The organism is Candidatus Rhabdochlamydia sp. W815, assembly GCF_018642185.1.
Classification (GTDB): domain Bacteria; phylum Chlamydiota; class Chlamydiia; order Chlamydiales; family Rhabdochlamydiaceae; genus Rhabdochlamydia; species Rhabdochlamydia oedothoracis.
On sequence record NZ_JAAVTY010000014.1, the window covers coordinates 1 to 19,884 of the forward strand.

15 protein-coding genes and 2 pseudogenes are annotated in these 19,884 nt (G+C 35.9%); 6 read left to right on the plus strand and 11 right to left on the minus strand.

Translation table 11 applies throughout. The features are described from left to right. Positions 1-77: 77 nt before the first annotated feature. The 3 genes from RHOW815_RS02030 to RHOW815_RS02040 all read right to left on the minus strand — a co-directional run bounded on the left by RHOW815_RS02030 (position 78) and on the right by RHOW815_RS02040 (position 2,445). The gene (locus RHOW815_RS02030; protein WP_215216707.1) at positions 78-860 is read right to left on the minus strand and encodes a hypothetical protein; all 783 of its coding nucleotides are present in this window, start codon (positions 858-860) and stop codon (positions 78-80) included. Continuing rightward, positions 857-1,915 carry a glycosyltransferase family 32 protein gene (locus RHOW815_RS02035; protein WP_215216708.1) on the minus strand — a complete coding sequence of 353 codons (1,059 nt, stop codon included), beginning with the start codon at positions 1,913-1,915 and terminating at the stop codon, positions 857-859. Before RHOW815_RS02035 ends, RHOW815_RS02030 begins: the two co-directional genes overlap by 4 nt. Positions 1,916-2,202: 287 nt before the next feature. Further along, positions 2,203-2,445: a hypothetical protein gene (locus RHOW815_RS02040; protein ID WP_215216709.1), complete on the minus strand. Its 243-nt coding sequence runs from the start codon at positions 2,443-2,445 to the stop codon at positions 2,203-2,205. On the opposite strand from RHOW815_RS02040, the pseudogene RHOW815_RS08460 reads away from it, so the two are divergent. After that, positions 2,430-2,668, plus strand: a pseudogene (locus RHOW815_RS08460) (transposase); the annotation flags it as partial. The gene RHOW815_RS02040 and the pseudogene RHOW815_RS08460 overlap by 16 nt on opposite strands. A gap of 84 nt (positions 2,669-2,752) precedes the next feature. Here RHOW815_RS08460 and ftsH read toward each other — a convergent pair. Both ftsH and tilS read right to left on the minus strand, forming a co-directional pair. Beyond that, positions 2,753-5,491, minus strand: a complete 2,739-nt coding sequence (ftsH, locus tag RHOW815_RS02045) for an ATP-dependent zinc metalloprotease FtsH (RefSeq protein ID WP_215216710.1) — start codon at positions 5,489-5,491, stop codon at positions 2,753-2,755. A 254-nt stretch (positions 5,492-5,745) separates the two neighbouring features. Next, positions 5,746-6,732, minus strand: a complete 987-nt coding sequence (gene tilS / locus RHOW815_RS02050; RefSeq protein WP_215216711.1) for a tRNA lysidine(34) synthetase TilS — start codon at positions 6,730-6,732, stop codon at positions 5,746-5,748. Positions 6,733-6,802: 70 nt separating this feature from the next. On the opposite strand from tilS, the gene RHOW815_RS02055 reads away from it, so the two are divergent. The 4 genes from RHOW815_RS02055 to RHOW815_RS02070 all read left to right on the plus strand — a co-directional run bounded on the left by RHOW815_RS02055 (position 6,803) and on the right by RHOW815_RS02070 (position 11,271). Next, positions 6,803-7,894 carry an LptF/LptG family permease gene (locus tag RHOW815_RS02055; protein ID WP_215216712.1) on the plus strand — a complete coding sequence of 364 codons (1,092 nt, stop codon included), beginning with the start codon at positions 6,803-6,805 and terminating at the stop codon, positions 7,892-7,894. After that, a complete protein-coding gene (locus tag RHOW815_RS02060; protein WP_215216713.1) occupies positions 7,894-8,961 on the plus strand; it encodes an LptF/LptG family permease in 1,068 nt (355 codons plus the stop codon). Before RHOW815_RS02055 ends, RHOW815_RS02060 begins: the two co-directional genes overlap by 1 nt. Further along, entirely contained in the window at positions 8,958-9,689 is a 732-nt protein-coding gene (locus RHOW815_RS02065) for a phosphatase PAP2 family protein (protein WP_215216714.1), read from the plus strand. The genes RHOW815_RS02060 and RHOW815_RS02065 overlap by 4 nt, the downstream gene beginning before the upstream one ends. A 64-nt stretch (positions 9,690-9,753) precedes the next feature. After that, positions 9,754-11,271, plus strand: a complete 1,518-nt coding sequence (locus RHOW815_RS02070; protein ID WP_215216715.1) for a carboxypeptidase M32 — start codon at positions 9,754-9,756, stop codon at positions 11,269-11,271. 903 nt (positions 11,272-12,174) lie between these two features. Here RHOW815_RS02070 and RHOW815_RS02080 read toward each other — a convergent pair. The 3 genes and pseudogenes from RHOW815_RS02080 to rplM form a co-directional block, all read right to left on the minus strand. Beyond that, positions 12,175-12,279, minus strand: a pseudogene (locus tag RHOW815_RS02080) (IS5/IS1182 family transposase); the annotation flags it as partial. A 233-nt stretch (positions 12,280-12,512) separates the two neighbouring features. Further along, on the minus strand, positions 12,513-12,905 hold the full coding sequence (rpsI, locus tag RHOW815_RS02085; protein ID WP_215216717.1) for a 30S ribosomal protein S9: 393 nt from the start codon (positions 12,903-12,905) through the stop codon (positions 12,513-12,515). Positions 12,906-12,914: 9 nt separating this feature from the next. After that, positions 12,915-13,364, minus strand: a complete 450-nt coding sequence (gene rplM, locus RHOW815_RS02090) for a 50S ribosomal protein L13 (RefSeq protein ID WP_215216718.1) — start codon at positions 13,362-13,364, stop codon at positions 12,915-12,917. A gap of 165 nt (positions 13,365-13,529) precedes the next feature. Here rplM and miaB point away from each other — a divergent pair, with 165 nt between their 5' ends. Continuing rightward, entirely contained in the window at positions 13,530-14,876 is a 1,347-nt protein-coding gene (miaB, locus tag RHOW815_RS02095; protein WP_215216719.1) for a tRNA (N6-isopentenyl adenosine(37)-C2)-methylthiotransferase MiaB, read from the plus strand. Here miaB and RHOW815_RS02100 read toward each other — a convergent pair. Genes RHOW815_RS02100 through glgB form a run of 3 tightly spaced genes read right to left on the minus strand, consistent with a single transcriptional unit; the run spans position 14,850 to position 19,556 of the window. Further along, the gene (locus RHOW815_RS02100) at positions 14,850-15,413 is read right to left on the minus strand and encodes a hypothetical protein (RefSeq protein WP_215216720.1); all 564 of its coding nucleotides are present in this window, start codon (positions 15,411-15,413) and stop codon (positions 14,850-14,852) included. The genes miaB and RHOW815_RS02100 overlap by 27 nt on opposite strands. Positions 15,414-15,421: 8 nt before the next feature. Beyond that, positions 15,422-17,431 carry an NAD-dependent DNA ligase LigA gene (gene ligA / locus RHOW815_RS02105; protein ID WP_215216721.1) on the minus strand — a complete coding sequence of 670 codons (2,010 nt, stop codon included), beginning with the start codon at positions 17,429-17,431 and terminating at the stop codon, positions 15,422-15,424. Continuing rightward, the gene (glgB, locus tag RHOW815_RS02110) at positions 17,421-19,556 is read right to left on the minus strand and encodes a 1,4-alpha-glucan branching protein GlgB (protein ID WP_245397556.1); all 2,136 of its coding nucleotides are present in this window, start codon (positions 19,554-19,556) and stop codon (positions 17,421-17,423) included. Before glgB ends, ligA begins: the two co-directional genes overlap by 11 nt. Between the last annotated feature and the right edge of the window lie 328 nt (positions 19,557-19,884).

The window sequence follows — 19,884 nt, forward strand, 5'->3', positions numbered from 1 at the left end:
GAGATTTGAAAAAATCTCGTTTATATTGGAGAGTTTAACCTACTCCGTTTAAGGAGCAACCCCTTCTTTGTGTGCAATTATGGCATGTATATTAGAGCTAACATATGCCAGCGTAAGTTTTTTTCTTGTATTTTTCCTATATATTTTCGCATTTTATCAAGAGATTTAAAAGCAAAAGCGATGATCTCTTTATCGCTAAGCCTTAAAGCAAAGCCAAGTGCTTTATCGGGCTGCTTTAGAAGCCTACGGATTTTTTTAAGACATAAAGAGAAAATGGTTTGCACAATAATAACTCTTATTATCAATAGTCCTGTTAGGATCAAAGGAATCCATAAAGTTAGACTGGGTAAATCATCAAAAAAAAATAAACAACTTAATTGATAACACCAAATTCCAACTAACAAAAAGAGAAATAGTACAACTTCCTTTGGATGAAAAAAAATAGGGCCAAAATAACGCCTAAGCCAGTTACGCGAGGTTTTATACGCTAACACCTCTTCAAAAAGATTCTCCTTAAAAGCAATTCGCGTAGCATGAACAAGTTCATGTGCTAGAATCTCTTCTTGAGCACACCAAAAAGGAACACCTTTTTTTTTTATTTGCACAACAGGAGTAAAAATACCCTGATTCTCTTCTATATAGGTAGCAGCAGCTTCCCAAAGGTATAACCGATCGGTAAGCTCAATTCTTACCCAACTTGGATAAATATCAAATAAAGATTGTACAAAATCTAGTGCTTGATAAAAAGTTTTTTGACATTTAGCTAATTCGGTTCTTTTAAGAAAAAGAAAGACCTCCTCTTGAGGACCAGGAATAAAACCATGAAAATGGCATTCCATCAACTTTTCATCATTAATCACGTTCTTAACGACCTGCGCATAAAGAGAAAAAGTCCTACAAAGCCTATAATATTTAATACTCCTAGAGCTGCAAAACAAAGATACATTTGATTCAACTTTTTGCAAATCGCAACTAGCTTTTTACGAACCATTTTTTCAAATATAGATTCTGTTTCATGCCAACTTCCTGCATATTGATGTCGAGCAAAAATTGCTAACTCATCTCTTGGCGCATCAAAATAATAAGCTGGAAAGACAATATCTTGATTTTCTCCTTGATTATTTTTATTCTTTACAGCCTCTCCAAATAACCAAAACGTACGGTGCAAAACACGATTTAACGTAGAATCCCGGTCACTTCCGTGATATTCCTCTTGAATTGTATCCCAACTGCTAGACAATAAATCCATACATTGCTTTAAGATAGGATGATTAGGTTTTGCTCCTATTAAACTATTCGTAGTACAAATACAAGAAGGCAGACTGCTTGTGTAAGGCATATCGATACCGCAATAAAAATCATAAGCTCGATTTAGCAAATCAAATTCTTTGAAACATTTCACATCGTGATCTACATAAACCCCTCCTTCTTGAAATAAAATCTCATAACGCAATAGATCGGATTGCTCTCCAAAGTTATCAGAAATGACAAAATAGTCGCGAAGTTGTATAAAAGAGAGGCTATTTATCAAACGTTGTTTCATTCCAGGACAAGGAGATGGCCTATTACGATCTGTCCAAAAATTTATCTCCCAATCTGGATGCTTTGCTATCCACATACGTACATTTTCCACTGAAGCTAATGGAAATGGCTTTGGACCGAGCCAGATAAAATGAATGATCTTAGGAATACGATAAGAAACACCGGGATCTTTTAATAGATGTCTACGTTGCTCGTAGATATGGGAAAAAAGATGTAAATATTCAAAATCTTCTTTAGTTTTAATATACTTCCAAGCAGAGGTGTGCTTGCCACTTAAGCTTTCAAAATCATCTACTACAACGATACTTTTTTTTGAATAGCACGAAGGACACAGGAAAAGCATCATCATAAAAATAAAAAGGCACTTAGCCATAAGGGTTCCTTTAAAAACATCATAGCCCAAAATTACACAAAGCCTATTCCGTTCAGAATAGTCTTTTGGATGCTTTAACTTGTGTTCTAAGTCAGCTCTCTGGCTAGGGGTCAGTATACTAGTTTGATTTCAAATTAAGAGTTTTAATATATAAACATTTTTATAAAAAGAACAACCTCTTCTTGCAAGATAGAGCAACTTTTTCAAAAAAACCCATTTATGCAATTCTTAATTTGAAATCAAACTAGTATACAAGCCTGAATATGGTGGTTCTCGCTTTTATTGCTCTACTTTTGAAAAGATTTTAAACAAGCTCTAAGGTTTTTAAGATCTGTAATACATGGTACTTGAGAAGTATTGATTACATTAAAAGATTTTTCACATTTTTGAAAAATCATCAATAGGTTTCTACGCATTCCTCTAAAAGTTGGTTGGTTTTTTGCATCTACTGTTTTTTCATATTGAAATAAGGCTTTTTTTATTGCTTCATATTCTTTTTTGATGAATAGAGACAGACTTCTACTTTGCAACGGCCCTACCATTCTTGGGAAAGAGGTTTAAATGAGCATACAAACGGACTAGTTAGGCAATATTTTCCTAAAACACAAAGCTTTTTAGATACGACTTCCAAGGATATGGAAAGAGTGGAAACTTATACTAAATAACAGACCTAGAAAAGCTCTCAACTTCGAAACTCCACTAGAAGCATTTAGGAGATTATCTACAAACATGCTATGCTCGGGTGCACAATAGATGTTTTTTCAATTATTTATAGTGTTCTTTTTTGTGCACTTCGAGGTTGAAAGAGCCCTTTTAAAAAGAGCTTTTCGTAAGGATTTAAATCTGCTGAGAAGAAGGACTATCACTAATCGGGAAGGTCCGATCAGATGATATTTGTGGTGGCGGAGGTACTTTTTTCTGCAGCTTTTCTTCTTCTAAACTTTGTTTCTTTTTCTCGATGTCAAAAGTTCCATCGATGAGAGCGCGGGCTTCTTCACCGTTTACGGTTTCATATTCCACTAAAGCTTCTGCAAGCCTTTGCAGGCCGTCCTTCTTCTCTGAAATAATCTGTGTTGCCTTTTCATTTGCTTCATGAAGAATCTTTTTTACCTCTTCATCAATAGCTTCCGCTGTTGCTTCAGAATAGCTTTTTTCATGGTAGTTAGATACTCCTATATATTGCCCATTATCGGATCCTTTGTCATAGGCAACAGTACCTAATTTTTCATTCATTCCCCATGCACACACCATACGACGAGCAAGTCTTGTAGCTTGTGAAATATCCATTTGCGCACCACTTGAGATATCTCCAATAAAAATCTCTTCTGCAATACGCCCTCCCATAAGTACAGCAAGCTCATCCAGGAGTTCTTTTTTCCAATAGCTTAATTTATTCTTCTTGGGCATAAAATGCGTAGCACCAAGAGACAGCCCTCTAGGAATAATGGTAACTTTGTCTACAGGATCTGAGTGTTTGACAAAAAGAGCAACTGCGGTATGCCCTGCTTCATGATAAGCTGTGGTTTTCTTTTCATTTTGAGAGATTTCCAAACTTCTGCGCTCTTTGCCATAACGCACCTTATCACAAGCTTCTGCAGCATCAGCTGCTGTTACTGCGTAACGACCTTTACGAGCTGACAACAAAGCTGCTTCATTCAGGATGTTTGCTAGATCAGCACCTGATGAGCCCGGTGTATTACGAGCAATATTCATGAGATCCACGGTAGGATCCAGTTTAATTTTACGAGCATGTACCTTTAAAATTTCATACCTACCTTTAATATCGGAAAGATCGATCACAATTCTTCGGTCAAATCGACCAGGGCGCAATAGCGCTTTATCTAGTACATCAGGGCGATTGGTTGCAGCAATTAAAATGACCCCTTCATTCGTATCAAATCCATCCATTTCGACAAGAAGTTGATTGAGCGTTTGTTCTCTTTCATCATGTCCTCCCCCAATTCCAGAGCCGCGATGGCGTCCCACAGCATCAATCTCATCGATAAAAATGATACAAGGAGCACTCTTTTTAGCTTGATCAAAGAGATCTCGAATTCGGCTTGCACCCACACCGACAAACATTTCTACAAAATCAGAACCTGAGATAAAGAAAAAAGGACGATCGGCTTCTCCAGCAACAGCCTTGGCTATTAAAGTTTTTCCTGTTCCAGGAGCACCTACCATTAAAACACCTTTAGGAATGCGGGCTCCTAAAGCGGTAAATTTGCCAGGTTCTTTTAAAAAATCAACAATCTCTTGTAATTCTTCTTTAGCCTCTTCACAACCAGCTACATCTTTGAAAGTAAATTTATTTTTATCTTTAGTTAAAAGACGAGCGGGAGACTTCCCAAAATTCATTGCATTTGTCCCTACTCCTTTCATCTGACGAGAAAAGATAAAATACAATACAGCAACAACAAGCACTACTGGCAAGATCGTCAAAATATAGCTAAAGTAATTAGGAGAGGGCTCTTCGCTTTTAAAGGTCTTTTCCAATACAAGATTACGTGGCTGATCTGGAGCCTTAAATACAGCTCCTTTATTCACTCCAAAGTTATCCCATTCTTGTTTAGCTTGAGAGAACCAATGGGCATAAACCTCAGGATCTTGTTTTTCTAGCATCCGAGTGGATAACTCTTGATTATTAAAATACCAAGTGACATTTGCAACATTTTGTCTAGATTTTTCAAACTGCGCTTCATTTTTTTCTAATAGAGAAAGCACGCTAGCATAATCTTCCAACTGAGTTTTATAGTTCCGTACACTTCTTAATTGAAGCAGGCATACATTCTGTTGTTCTTGATTGAGCTCTGAAACGAGTTGATCTAATGAAGTAAGAGCACTTCGATAGATGGAAATTTGCTCTTGTGGAGTTAAAGAAGAAGCTTGGTTCACTTCTTGATAGAGCTCTTTAAGCTGCTGTTTCATCTTTTCATTACCGATACCAAGAGCTGGAGAGCGAAACCTCTCAATCAAGGTCAGTAAATCTTTACCAAAAGTAGCGGTTTCTGTGGGGTTTGTTTCTCGAGAGAGCAAGGGAAATATTTTTTCTAGGTCATTAAGACTTATTAATCCTTGATTGGAAACGGATTTAATGACAACGCTATGGTTTTCATTAGGAGTATTATAAATAGGGTCTATGACAACATATCCCTCTTTGGGAATCGGCTGCCCACTTAAGCGGAGTAATAGATCTGCTGATTCTTCCACTAGTCTTTTTGATTGACCAATCCCAGAAGCAAGTTCTTCTTTTTTTCCGCTAAGTTCATGATTTAAATAAAGAAGTTCAAGGTAGCGATAATGGCCTTTTGCTTCATCGCTTTGTTTGTCCTTAAACCTGCCGGTAAAGGTCACTAAATTATCATTTAATGCTGCTTTACGGCTCTCGTCTTTTTGGATCAGATCCAAATTCACAAGATGCTCTACCTGATAACTAAAAGAAACTTTAGCAGCTTTATCGTCCTGTAAATTCTGAATGGTCAAAATCACTAAGACGGCTGCTAGTAGTAGAATAAAAAATCCTCCTGGCAAGCTTTTTTTAGGACTAGATTCTGGTTTTAAATTGTCATTATTCATAGTATTTAAACACTCTCTTGGATTAAAAGATTAAACCACTCAATCTCGATTAAAGTAAAGCTATTTTTATCTCTTAGTTTTACAATCAAATCACTGAAAACAAGCATATTCCACTCTAAAGTACGAAATCTTGCAAGATGGGGCTTTTTCACATCTTAGCAAAAAGAAAATTATTTTTTCTTTAATTTTCAAATTAATTTGTTTGAATTATATGAATCTAAATGATTTAGAATTATATAATAAATATTAAATAACTATTTTTTTATACTATTTTTTATTAAAATAAGCCGCCCGGAATCAATTTTTAATAATTTTTCCTTATAAATAAATTCTTTTTTAATTTTATTTTTTACTACAAATTCCATGATTATATCCATAAAAGAACTAGGTAATATCACTTTCTGCATGCGCAACCATTGTTTAACAGCATAATGGAGTTCCACTCTATCTAAAGGCAGAAAGGGATTTAAATCCCATTCTACTTTGCTGCAATCTTCTTTTTGCGTTGTGAATAAGATAAGATTTTTTTGATAAAAATAGCTATCTAGTTCTTGTGCTTGCTTTCCTAATTTACAAAGATTTCCAGCAATTTCCTTACCAAAAAGGCGACTTAATTCCGGAAAAATCTCTTTGCGCATTCTTGCTCTTAAAAATTGAGAGTTCTCATTTGTAGGATCTTCTATAGAAACAAGAGACCTTTTTTCTAACCAACTACGAAGAGTTTTTTTAGAAACCGGGAGTAGAGGACGCCAAATACGCATTTCTTCTAATCTCATATCTGGTTGCATTCCACGAAGTGACGTAAGATGAGCTCCTTCACAGATTCTTTTTAAAACAACTTCTGCTTGATCTTCTGCTTGATGTGCTAACAAAAGAGCCTGACAATCTAATTTTTGATAAAGTTCTTTAAAAAACTGTAATCTTTTTTCTCGACCCTGTTGTTCTAGATTTTTTTTTTCAAAATCTTCAAAATGTAAAACTTTTAAGTAAAAGGGCAATCCAAGCTCTTCTACTTCTTCTTGCAGCATTTTAGCCTGTTTACCGCTCTCTTCTCGCCATCCATGATCAATATGAGCCACACAGAGGGAAAATTTGAATAATAAAGAACATTCTAAGCTTAAGTAAAGCAAAGCTTTAGAATCACATCCTCCTGAATAACCCATTAAAATAGGTTGGTTAGATGCATTTTTGGATTTTAGAAAATCTTTTACGGTTTTAAGCGGGTCTTTTATCTTTAACATTTTACTCTTTTTGAAATATTTCGCAATCCCCTAGAATGATGCATGACTTTTAATTCATTATTTTACGCTTATGCCCATTTTATGGCGCTATTTATTGCGCAACTACTTCCAAGTTTTCTTTCTTTGTGTAAGCGCATTTATTAGTGTATTACTTGTGCTTCGTTTTCAAGAAATTGCTAGATTTATCACATCTGAAGCTTCTTTTACCAAGATTATTCTATTCTCTCTATATCAAATCCCCTATATTTTGCCGATTGCTATTCCTATTTCTTGCCTAATCTCTTCCATTTTGCTTCTTCAAAGGCTGAGCTATCATCAAGAAATTACAGCTTTACGTATGGTTGGCCTTAGCCTGCAAAAAATTGTAAGCCCCATTTTAGCTTCAGGATTTCTATTGGTTTTGCTCAATGCTATGATTGCTTTTGAATTAGCCCCCATTTGTCGCAGCAAAGCAAGAATGCTCATCTACGAAACAGTAACTTTTAATCCTTTATTTATTTTACAAAAAGAAAGCCCTGTCAAACTTAAAAATATGTATATAGACCTGCAGGTCTCCAAAGGAGCTACGTCTGCAGAGGATGTTATTATTGCTATTAACAATAGCTCTAACAAGCGCCTTAGCTTGTTTTCTTTCAGAAATCTCTCTTTGGTTAATGAAGAATTAGAAGGAAGTGCAATCTCTTATATTTCTTCTTTTGATTCCAAACAAGAGCAGGGTTTTGATCATCTTATGATTGAAAATCAAGATCACATGAAAATAAAGGCCATTCAGCTTGGTCAGTTTATGCAGCATACAAATTGGTTATCTCATCACGATTACCTAACATTGCGTATGCTCCTGGCAAAAGAGAGCTTAGAAGCACATTCTAAAATACCCAAGAAAATACTCATTGAAATAGCTAAACGAATCTCCATCGCTTTTGCCGCGTTTACCTTTACATTGATTGGCACCTACCTAGGGCTGCAGATTGGTCGCAATCAATCCAAGAAAAAAATCTTGTGGGCTATTTCTTTAGTAGCTTTTTTTATGTTATGTTTTATTATTGCTAAATCCATGTATCCTAACGCGCTTTTAGCTATTAGCCTATTACTCATCCCCCACCTTTTAATAGTTTGTGCTAGCTATAGACAGCTAAAATTGGTTTCTAAAGGGATTGAATAATGCATGTGAAAATTTGGCAACGCTATCTCATCCGAGAAATAAGCAGTTTTTTCTTTCTTTTTTTAGGCTGCTTTTACTCCATCTATGCATTAATAGATTATTCTTTACACATGCAAGACTTTATGCAAGACACAAAAATTACTTTTTCTCATATGTTTTTATATTATCTATTTGAATTCATTAAAAGAGCTGACTTATTGATTCCCCTAGGTGTTTTAATCACTACGATAAAGGTGTTATTTGCACTCAAGACAAGGGGGGAATTGGTGGCTCTAAGAGCTTCCGGTTTATCTTTAAAAGTGATTCTACGCCCTTTCTTTTATCTAGCTATTGCTTTAGCTCTTTTCAATTATATGAGTAATGAATGGATACTTCCTTCTAGTTTAACTTTTGTCGATCAATTCCAAGAACAGCATTGGAAATCCTCTTCTAAAGATAGCCATCTTTACATGATGTCTTTATCTGACCAATCTAAACTCATTTATCAAGCTAAAGACCCTCAAAAACAACTACTAACCGATGTATTTTGGATCCGCAGTGCTGACGAAATTTGGCGCATGAAATCTCTTTGTTATGATCTAAAACAGCCCATAGGGTTTTTTGTAGACCAGCTTAAGCGAAATAGTAAAGGGCATTTTGAAAAAGTAGAGTCTTTTGAAAAATACCTTTTTACCTTATTTAAAGGCCTTCTAGAAAATTACAAACCACCTCTTTCTCTAGAGAATCAAAAGATCAGCACTCTGTTTAAAGACTTAGTTAAAAAGAGAGTAAGCCCTTACGAATATCCTATAGCTCTTTCTTATTTCTTATTGAAAATTACTATGCCTCTTTTATCTTTATTAGCGGTTCTTGCCATTGCCCCCTTTTGCATAAGTCATAGACGCTCTTTCCCTATCTTTTTAACCTATGCTTTGGCCCTATTTGGATTTATTGCTTTTTTTACTCTACTAGATGCAGCTCTAATTTTAAGCGAAAATGAAACCATTTCTGCTTTTTATGCAATCCTTATGCCTTTTTGCATTTGCTTTAGTCTATTTTCCTACCGATACTTTAAGAGAGTACAATGACCACCTCATATAAACTCAGATCCCTTTTTCTTTTACAAACTCTTCTAGCGCTTTTACTAGCAAGCTTATTGTGGCCCAAAGCAGCTATCTATTGGCAAAAGCTAGACATTGCATTTTTTAAACTGGTCAATCAATCTCTATTAGATAGTCACTATTGGCAAGTATTTTGGGCTTGCGCAAATCACAAATATGCAGACTGGGTAGAAGATCTATGCATATTGGTATTTTTCACTGTATGGATACAAAAATCTCCGTATTCTTTACGTAAAATACGTATCGCACAATTGCTCTTTTGCATTTTATATATTGCTTTTATTCTCTTCTTTGTAAATTGTATGCTTTTTCGTAATTTTATTTCCATACCAAGACCTAGTCCTTCTTTAGTAGTTGAAAATAGCGTAATGCTATCACAGGAAATCCCTTGGATGAAAATCAAAGATGTATCTAAAACAAGCTTCCCGGGAGACCATGCCACAACAGCCTTGCTTTTTGCCGCTAGCTTCTCTTATTTAGCTGGTTGGCGTTTTGCCATTGTAGCTTGGTTCTATGCTGGTTTTCTTTGTATACCTAGGTTGATCACAGGCGCTCATTGGCTCTCTGATGTGGTTGTGGGTAGTGGTGGAATTACTTTATTTTTCTTAAGCATTGCCTTCTGCACCCCATTAGCTCATAGCATAAGCTCTTATTTTATACGTATATTTAATAAAAAGCAGATAGCAAATAACTAAAATCTAGCTTCATCTTTTTAGAGTTTTGATCTAATCTAAAGATAGGCAAATCATTGGATAATCTATGCATCCCTATCAAAAACTCATTAAGCTCTCTAAACAAATAGCCCATCTCTCTTCTATTACCTATCTGCTCGAATGGGATCAAGAAATCTACATGCCAGCAGAAGGAATTGCATATCGCCCCGAACAAATCGCTCTTCTTTCTGGCTTGGTTCATCAAAAAAAAACAAGCAAAGCCTTTGCAAAAAGCTTAAATTCTTTAATTGATTTGGATACAAAAGAAATCAAAGACCCTCATCTAACCCTCCTACAAATAATCGCTTTGAAAAGATGGCGTAGAGATTATCTGCTAGCGGCTAAAATTCCCTCTTCTTTTGTCAAAAAATTTGCCACTGTGACATCTAATGCAGCTCATGTATGGCAAATGGCAAAAAAACATAACGACTTTAAACTATTTCTTCCTCATCTACAAAAAGTGATTTCTCTTTGCCGCAAAAAAGCAGATATTATCGGCTATCAAGAGCATCCTTATGATGCTCTATTAGACACCTATGAGCCGGACGCTAAAACCTCTGATCTGATAAATATATTTAACCAATTAAAACCGCCTTTAAAACAATTGCTTAAAGAAATATCTATTAAAAGCCCTGTAGAAAATCATTTTCTTTATCAGCTATGTCCTAAACACATACAGCTAGAATTTGCTCATTTGATTTTGGAAAAAATGGGATTTTCTCTCTCTTCTTCTCGTTTAGATTACTCTGTACATCCCTTTTGTACAGGCCTACAACCTAAAGATACCCGTATGACTGTAGCTGTAAATCCAGAAAATATTCTAGGCACCATTAGCGCAACACTGCATGAAGGAGGCCATGGCTTATACCATATAGGCCTTATTGCTGAACATTACGGGACTCCTCTTGCTGAATCACTTTCTTTAGGGATTGATGAAAGCCAATCTCGTTTTTGGGAAACCTTAATTGGTCAAAACAGGCATTTTTGGCAGTATTTTTTTCCCATATTACAACAAAATCTTCCTAAACAATTTGGATTGATTACTTTAGATCAGTTTTATAGAGCTATTAATAGTATAAAACCCCATTTCATACGAATCGAAGCCGACGAAATTAGTTACAATCTGCACATTTTATTACGCTTTGAAATAGAAAAGCAGCTCATCGAAGGATCTTTATCGGTTAAAGATATCCCTGAAGCTTGGAATACGCGCATGCGTGATTATCTGGGCCTTGATCCAAAGATCGACAGCCAAGGTTGCTTGCAAGACATCCACTGGTCTTTAGGAATGATAGGATACTTTCCTACCTACGCTTTGGGAAATCTTTATGCAGCGCAATTCTTCTCTCAGTTCAAAAAAGATCAGCCTAATTGGGGAACACAAGCAGAACAAGGAAATCTCTCCCCTATTCGCACTTGGCTACAAACACATATTCATAAATTTGGAAGGCAATATACACAAGAAGAACTCTGTCAAAAAATTACAGGGTCTATTCTTTCAGAAAAACCCTTTATTGATTACTTACAAAAAAAATACAGTACGCTCTATCAATTGGATTCTTAAAGCGTTTTTTAAGCAAACACAGTTATAGGGTATCGCTTTTTGATCTTTTCTAAAGTTGGTTCTAAAAGTTTCATAAATAGATCTATTGACTAATACGGTTAGTCTAGACTTGTTCCAATCAAAATGTTCTGCTAAAATATTTTTCAGTTCGCAAATATGTATTCATAATACCTCTTACCTACATTCCCACCCCCTTAGGGCACTTTTTTGGAATTAGCCCATAGATTTGAATTGCCGTTTCTCCAAACAAGCAAATGACTTTCTTTCGAATTGCGTTAATAGATCTCTTGCATAACTTGTATACTCGTTTATCTTTAAATTAAGATTTAACTAAGTAAAATTTCTTAGATAAAAGAGGCTGCAGTTCTTCCCGATATTTAGGAATATTTTCAAAAAAAGAACAAATCGCCTTCTTAAAATCTAAGAATTTTTCATAATATCGATTATTACGAAATTTTTTATTAGACTAGTTTGATTTCAAATTAAGAATTGCATAACTGGGTTTTTTTGAAAAAACCACTCTATCTTACAAGGATATGTTATCTTTTGTATAAAAATGTTTATATATTAAACCTCTTAATTTAAATGTAAACGAGTATATCATGAAGGCTATATAGTTGATTGCGCGCCTTTCTTGGATCTGGTAATTTCGAAAAATGCATCATAATAGATGAAGAATGAATGAATCCTTCCATTTTATACTCCTTATGAAAAAGGAGCCAGAATCATTTTTTATCTCTCAATTATCAAGCAAAATCTTCATGCGTTGGCCCTGCATTTAGGATAATCTATGGGTAATATATTGGTTCCGATTCAATCGTATAGAAAAATATAGGATTAACGACAAGTTTCAAGTCGTTGACTTGAACCCCATTAAGCTAGCCGTTTGAATCGGTACTACTATAGATCAACTATTCGTGGACGTGTTTTTTTGCGTGTAGACTCAAGTATTAGATGGATTTTGCTAAATTGCTTACGAGAGATATCGCTTGGATAAGAGCGGGTCATAATTACCTCCAAAGGTTTTATGAAAACTATCATTATACCTTACTGAAAAGATTTTAAACAGGCTCTTACTGTATGTGAACAGCAGTTAGGGTAAGAGATATTCATTTATGACTCCAATGTTTTTGGAGCATAATATATTCTTTATCTATAAATTAAAATTTAGATAATCACTGCTTGTTTAGGACCATCGAAAAAGGGCTTTAAATAATAAAGCCCTAAAACAAGGAGAGAAACTAACGTTTTGAGAACTGGAAGCGCTTACGAGCTCCTGGTTGTCCATACTTTTTACGTTCTTTTTTACGAGAATCACGGGTTAAAAAGCCTAAACCCTTTAAGACTGGCCGATTGTTTATGTTCTGCTCAACTAAAGCTCTAGAAATGCCCAGTCTAGACGCAATCACCTGACCTTCAATGCCACCACCCTTTACACGGATGATAAGGTCGTAGTTCTCAGGGTTATCCACCTCACTTAAAGGGGATAAAATGGTTGTTCTTTGCAGGGCTAAAGGAAAGTACTCTTCAAATTTTTTTCCATTTACTTCTATCTTTCCAGTACCGGGACGTAGGCGAATAGAAGAAACCGCTGTTTTTCTTCTGCCCGTTCCAATAAATTCTTGTTCTTTCATAAGTCCCTATTAGATGTTAACGGATTGTGGAGATTGTGCATGCATATCGTGCTCCTCTTTTGCATAAATACGCAACTTTTTTAGTTGAGCTTCTGCGAGCCTAGTTTTTGGCATCATTCCTTTAACCGCCTTTAAAATGATGTATTCAGGCTTTCGATCAAGCATAACACGATAAGGGATTTCCCGCATTCCGCTCATAGCTCCTGTGTGATAGCGATAAATTTTTTGAGCATCTTTTGAACCAGTAACCGCAATTTTACTTGCGTTAACAACAATGACACCATCCCCTGTATCGGTATTAGGAGTAAAATCTGTTTTATGTTTCCCTCTTAAGATTTTAGCTACTTCGCTAGCAAATCTTCCTAAAGTCTTACCTGACGCATCTAGTTTGAACCATCTGCGGTTAAGGCGAGCATCCTCTTTGGTGACAAAAAATGTTTTATCTTGTTTTGCATTCATCTACAAGCCTTTAAAAGAGTTTTAAGTTTATTTATTAAAGAAACGATAGTTTACTTGTCTGTTCTTTTTTTGCCAAGAACTTAAGACTTTTGCTTGAGATAAGCTTGCTAAAAGCTCCTTTTTAAGCTAGACTCCTCTTAATTTTTAAATTCAAAGAAGATCATTATGCGTAAACAACAAGTAAAAACTTTTTTCGTAAAGACCTATGGCTGCCAAATGAATGAGCTTGATACGGAAATCATGGTTGGTCTTTTGGAAAAAAGAGGATTAAAACGCGTATTAGAAGAGGATCAAGCAGATCTTTTTATCGCTAATACTTGCTCTATTCGCGATCTAGCTGAGCGCAAAGCCTTTGGCAAGATAGGTCGGATGAGGAAAAATTTCTTAGAAAGACCCATAATTGGTATTACAGGCTGTATGGCAATGGCTAAAAAAGATTCTTTGTTTCGCAAGCTTCCTCATGTGGATTTCGTATTAGGTACGAATAATATTAGCGATTTGAATGAGGTGCTTGATGAGGTTTTGCTAAAAGGTAAAAAAACCATTCGAACTGTGGATCGGTTTGAAGAAAATCTGGATTATTTGGTAGCGAAACGAGATGATCCTATTAAAGCCTTTGTCTCCATTATTCGAGGATGTGATAAGTTCTGCACCTATTGCGTTGTTCCTTATACGCGAGGGCAAGAAGTTTCTCGCCATCCTGATCAAATTCTTGAAGAATGTAAGCTCCTTGTGGAAAAAGGTTACAAAGAAATTACACTGCTTGGGCAAAACGTCAACAGCTATGGCAAGGATAAAGCAGAATGGGGTTATTTATTCCACGATTTGCTCTACCGCTTAGATCAAATACAGGGTTTACAACGCATCCGTTTTATGACATCTCATCCTGTGGATATCACCGTTGAACTTATGCAAGCTATCCGAGATCTTCCTTCTGTATGTGAATTTGTGCATTTCCCGATCCAAGCTGGATCTAATCGCATTTTGAAAAAAATGCATCGTATTTACACTTTGGAAACCTACTTAGAAAAAGTAGCTTTATTAAAAAAAATTGTACCCAATGTTTCGCTTGGCACAGATATCATTGTCGGTTTCCCAACAGAAACAGAGCAAGAGTTTCAGCAAACCTATGATGTCTTGAGAGAAATTCGTTACAGCGTAGCTTTCATTTTTTCTTATAGCGCCCGTAAAGGGACCCCTGCATTTCGCTGGAAAGATGATATCCCAGAAGAGGTAAAACAAGAGCGTCTGCAGCGTCTTTTACAGTTACATGAGCAAATCTGTACAGAACAAAGACGAGAGATATTAGGTTCTTGTATAGAAGTGCTAGTAGAAAAATGCACTAAAGATAAAAATCTCAAAGCGCGCAGTAGATGTTGGAAAAGTGTGATTTTTGCAGGAGATACTTCTTTAATTGGCTCTTTGCAAACCGTAAAAATTATCGGATTTAGCAATCAAACCCTACTTGGAGAGCTTGTTCCCCATTCAAGTCTTAAGAGTTTTAGCCATTAATAAGCCTGCTAATGCCCAACCAATAACTAGGTTTAAGCAAGTTATAAGGGTATAAGCTGTAGAAAAATGCCACCAATTCCAATTAGGTAATACACCTATAATCGCTGTTAATAACCCAATCATTGTCACAAAAAGTGCCTTTTCTAAAAAACGCAGTCCTTGTGTTTGTAAAAGCATCCAGGATATCATTGCTGCTGCTAGAATATAGGAACATAAAGAGATCATTAGAGTTGTAAGCCCCATTTTTTTCATTCCTCCTAATTTTATGGAGGCAAATACAAAAGGACCTGTCTTTAAGATCTCTTCTGCTTTTCTCATCTCTTTCGTAGGTGTGTTATTAGAATAATGACTCGTATTGGGTAAAATATAAATTCCGCTCTGTGAAGTGTTTTCTTTGAGAACCTTTGCAACTTCTGCTTCATTTGTAAATTTAAAATAGGTCTGTGTATGCCAAGGGAAAATCATCCAAGAGAGCATACTCCAAATAAAAACAGTAACTCCTCCAATAAGAGCGCCTTTAACCAGTTTTTTATACATCTTCTCTCCTATAGCAGCTTTTTAAAAGCTTGCTCATTTAATATATGGACTTTGTATTCTTGTGCTTTAGCCAATTTAGACCCTGGATCTTCACCTATTAGAAGATAATCGGTATTACGACTCACAGAATTTGTTACCCTGCCTCCTCTTTCTTTAATAAGAAGAGCAGCATCTATTCTACTATACTCTTTTAAAGTACCGGTTAACACAAATATTTTATTGGCAAAATAGTGATTTTCAATCTGAATTGTTTGCATCGATTGAGGTTTTACCCCAGCTTCGAGTAAAGCCTTTATCTCCTGTAAATAATTTGGATCTTTAAAATACTCAACAACAGCAATAGCCGTTTTTTCTCCAATTCCTTGAATTTTCCGCAGTTCATCCATGTGCATTTCTAAAAGCCTATCGATTGTCCTAGCTGCTTGTGCAAGCAATTCGGCAGAGCCTTCTCCTACATATTTAATTCCCAAAGCTAAGATAAACCGATCCAAACTTACATGGCGAGATTTATCAATGCTATTTAGCAAGTTTTGAATCGATTTTTCTTTAAATCCTTCTAATTGAGCTAAATCTTCTTTAGTCAATTGATAGAGATCGGCTACGCTGCGAATCAATTTTTTTGCGATGAGTTGTTTAGTCACCTTGTCCCCTAAATGTTCGATGTTCATAGCATCTTTACTTGCAAAAAAGAAGATTTTACGCATAACTTGCTCAGGACAATTTTTAGTATTAGGACAGCGCATAGCAACCTCGCCTTCATATTGCACCACTTTGCTACCACAACTGGGACAAAAATGTGGCATATCCCAGGGAGTTGAGGATTTTATGCGTTTCTTTAAGTTAACCTGCAGCACTTTAGGAATGACATCGCCTCCTTTTTCAATGATTACATAATCTTTAATACGAATGTCTTTTCTCTCTATTTCTTCTCGATTATGTAAAGTAGCCCGAGCAATTGTGCTACCAGCTAACAATACAGGTTCTAATTCAGCTACTGGGGTTAATACTCCTGTTCTGCCTACTTGCACGGTAATATCTCTAATTTTTGTTTCGGCTTGCTCAGGAGCAAATTTATAAGCAATCGCCCATCTAGGGCTTTTACCTGTAACACCAAGCTCTGCGTGATCTTTTAGTAGATCTATTTTAACTACAATCCCATCAATATCAAACGCAAGATGATGCCTTTTTTTCTCAATTTGTTTTGCAAACTCCATGATCTCATCTGCTGTGTGACAACGCTTGATATATGCATCGGAAAAGCTAGGAAGGCCTAAAGATTTTAAATAGTGATGGCAATCATATTGAGTTGTGCAAGGAGCCTCTGCTTCATTAGCAAAAGCATAAAACACAGCGCTTAAAGAACGTTTAGCTACTTGATTTGCATCAAGTAGCTTTAAAGACCCCGCTGCTGCATTTCTTGGATTTGCCCATAACTCATCTCCTACAGCTACCTTGGATTGATTGAGCTTTTGAAAAACCCGATGCAACATAAATACTTCTCCTCTAACCTCTATTCTCTTTTTTGTTTTTATACAAAGAGGAATAGAGCGAATAGCTTTAATATTTGCGGTAATATCATCACCTACTTTTCCATCCCCTCGAGTGAGAGCCTGTAGCAATTTGCCATCTTGATAACAGACGGTTATAGCTACCCCATCCATTTTTAGCTCTGTACAAAACTGCAAGTTTTGAGGACCTAGCCATTTTTGCATGCGTTTAATAAAATCTTCCACCTCTTCTTGGGAATAGGTATTGCTTAGGGAAAGCATAGGAGTTGTATGTTTTACTTGAATAAATCCCTTAGAAGGTTGGTCTGTTAAACGCTGAGTAGGAGAGGAGGGATCAATCCACTCTGGATGCATTTTCTCCATTTCTTCTACTTTTTTTACCAACTGATCATATTCATAATCTGAGATAACGGGTTTGGCTTCGAGAAAATAGAGCCGATCGTGTTTATGGATCTCTTCTATGTATTGCGTGTACTGTTTATGTGTAAAAGAAACTTGTTTAGCAGACAAATTGCACCTCAAAAATCATTGTTGCAAGTGGAGAGAGTTGAAATTGTACACCGATTGGTTTTTTTTGCAGATTATTCATGATTTCTACAGAAGAGTTTAGTTTACCAGAACCACCATACTCTTTTTTATCTGTATTAAATACTTCTTTTATTCGTACTACATTTAACAAATGAATTACATAATTGGGTATACAATTAGCACTAAAATTATGCACACAAAACAAAAGTTGTTGCTCGGCCTTTCTTAAATAGCTAATACAACAATTCTTTTGGTCTGAAAAATCTATCCATTCAAATCCTTTAGAATCAAAATCCCACTGCCATAGTGCGAAATTTTTCTGATAAAAAGCATTCATTTGCTGAAAAAATCTCTGAAGCATTTGATGTCTTTCATAGGCTAAAAGCCCCCAAGGAAGCTCTTCTTGTGAGTTCCATTCTTTCCACACACCTAACTCTACCCCCATAAAAACTAGCTTCTTTCCTGGATAACAGATTTGACAACTATAGAATAGGCGTACATTTGCAAATTTTCGCCAATCGTCCCCTGGCATTTTAGAGAGTAGATTAGCTTTACCATGAACGACCTCGTCATGAGATAGGGGAAGAATAAACTTCTCAGAAAAAGCATATAGTAAACTAAACGTAAGTATATTTTGATGATAGCTGCGAAAAAGAGGATTTTTAGAAAAATACTGCAAACTATCATTCATCCAGCCCATATTCCATTTAAGGTTAAAACCAAGACCACCTTTTTCTAAAGAATGCGTTACACCGGTAAAGGAAGTAGACTCTTCAGCACACATCAATGCAAAAGGGAATAATTGGTGTACAATGGAGTTAAGATGTTTGATAAATTCAATGGCGGCTAAATTTTCTCTGCCTCCATACGCATTAGGGATCCATTCACCAGCTTCCCTTCCATAATCTAAATAAAGCATGGAAGCTACTGCATCTACTCGAAAGCCATCAACATGCATCTTATCAAGCCAAAAAAGAGCGCTTGCGATCAGAAAATTCGACACTTCAAATCTACCATAATTAAAAATACAAGTACTCCAATGAGGGTGATATCCTTGGCGTATATCTTTATGCTCATATAAACACGTTCCATCAAAGAGATGTAAAGAATGACTATCTAGGGGAAAATGCGCGGGGACCCAATCTAAAATGACTCCAATATTTTGCTGGTGTAGATAATCTACAAAATATTGGAAATCCTCAGGAGTTCCAAATCGACTAGTTGGGGCAAAAAAACCGGTTACTTGATATCCCCACGATTCATCAAGAGGATATTCTGTAATAGGGAGAAGTTCTACATGAGAAAATCCCATCTGATTGCAATATTGAGCTAGTTCAAAAGCCATCTCTCTATAATTGAGATAATGCCCATCTCTTTTCTTCCAGGACCCAAGATGAACCTCATAAATATTCAAAGGATAACTATCTCTATTGCGTTTTAGTTGTTTTTCTCGCCAAACTTGATCTTGCCACTCATATCGATCAACATCAAATACAATAGAAGCGTTAGCAGGTCTTAACTCACAATAGTTCGCATACGGATCTGTTTTAAGAAATACTTCCCCATCGGTATGAATTTCAAACTTGTATTTTTGATAATTACCAATCCCTGGAATAAATAACTCCCAAATGCCCCCATAACTGCGCATGGGGTTAACACGACCATCCCAATGATTAAAATCGCCTACTAAAGAAACCCATTTTGCATTAGGAGCCCAAACTGTAAATTTTACTCCTGCAATTCCTTGATGCGTGCTTACTTTCCCTCCCATAACTTCATAGAGACGGTAATGAACACCTTGTGCAAACAAATGTTTATCCAACTCGCCAAAAATAGGACCAAAGGCATAAGGATCGCTTGCTAGCAAACCATTTTGATGATAAACACGGTAATCTCTAAATTCTGTTTTTTCAGGGACTTCATATTCAAATAATCCCTTGCTGTCGATCTTTTTAGCTTGAACTATGGATCCAAATACTTTTAAATAAATATTCTCTGCTCCAGGACGCCAAAGGCGAATCACTTTTTTACCATCAATGCCTAGGTGTAAACCTAATACATCATGTGGGCTAGAATGAATCTTTTCCTGGAAACGCTCTAAAAACACACAAATCTCCCTTGTTATTACTTCACAATATATTAGTTCTTCATTCTAATGACAAGAAATCAACAGCTAGTTCAAGCAACACAATATGAAAATCATGGCCAACGCATGTTAAGAATTGCATAACTGGGTTTTTTTGAAAAAGCTGCTCTATCTTGCAAGAAGAGGTTATTCTTTTTATAAAAACGTTTATATATTCAACCTCTTAATTTGAATGTAAACGAGTATGAACCTATCTTGAATTAAATTTACTGTTTTAAAGATACTTGCCGACTTAAGAAATTCATCCAATATCCCAGTAGTCCAAACATTAATAGTCCGTTCCAATATA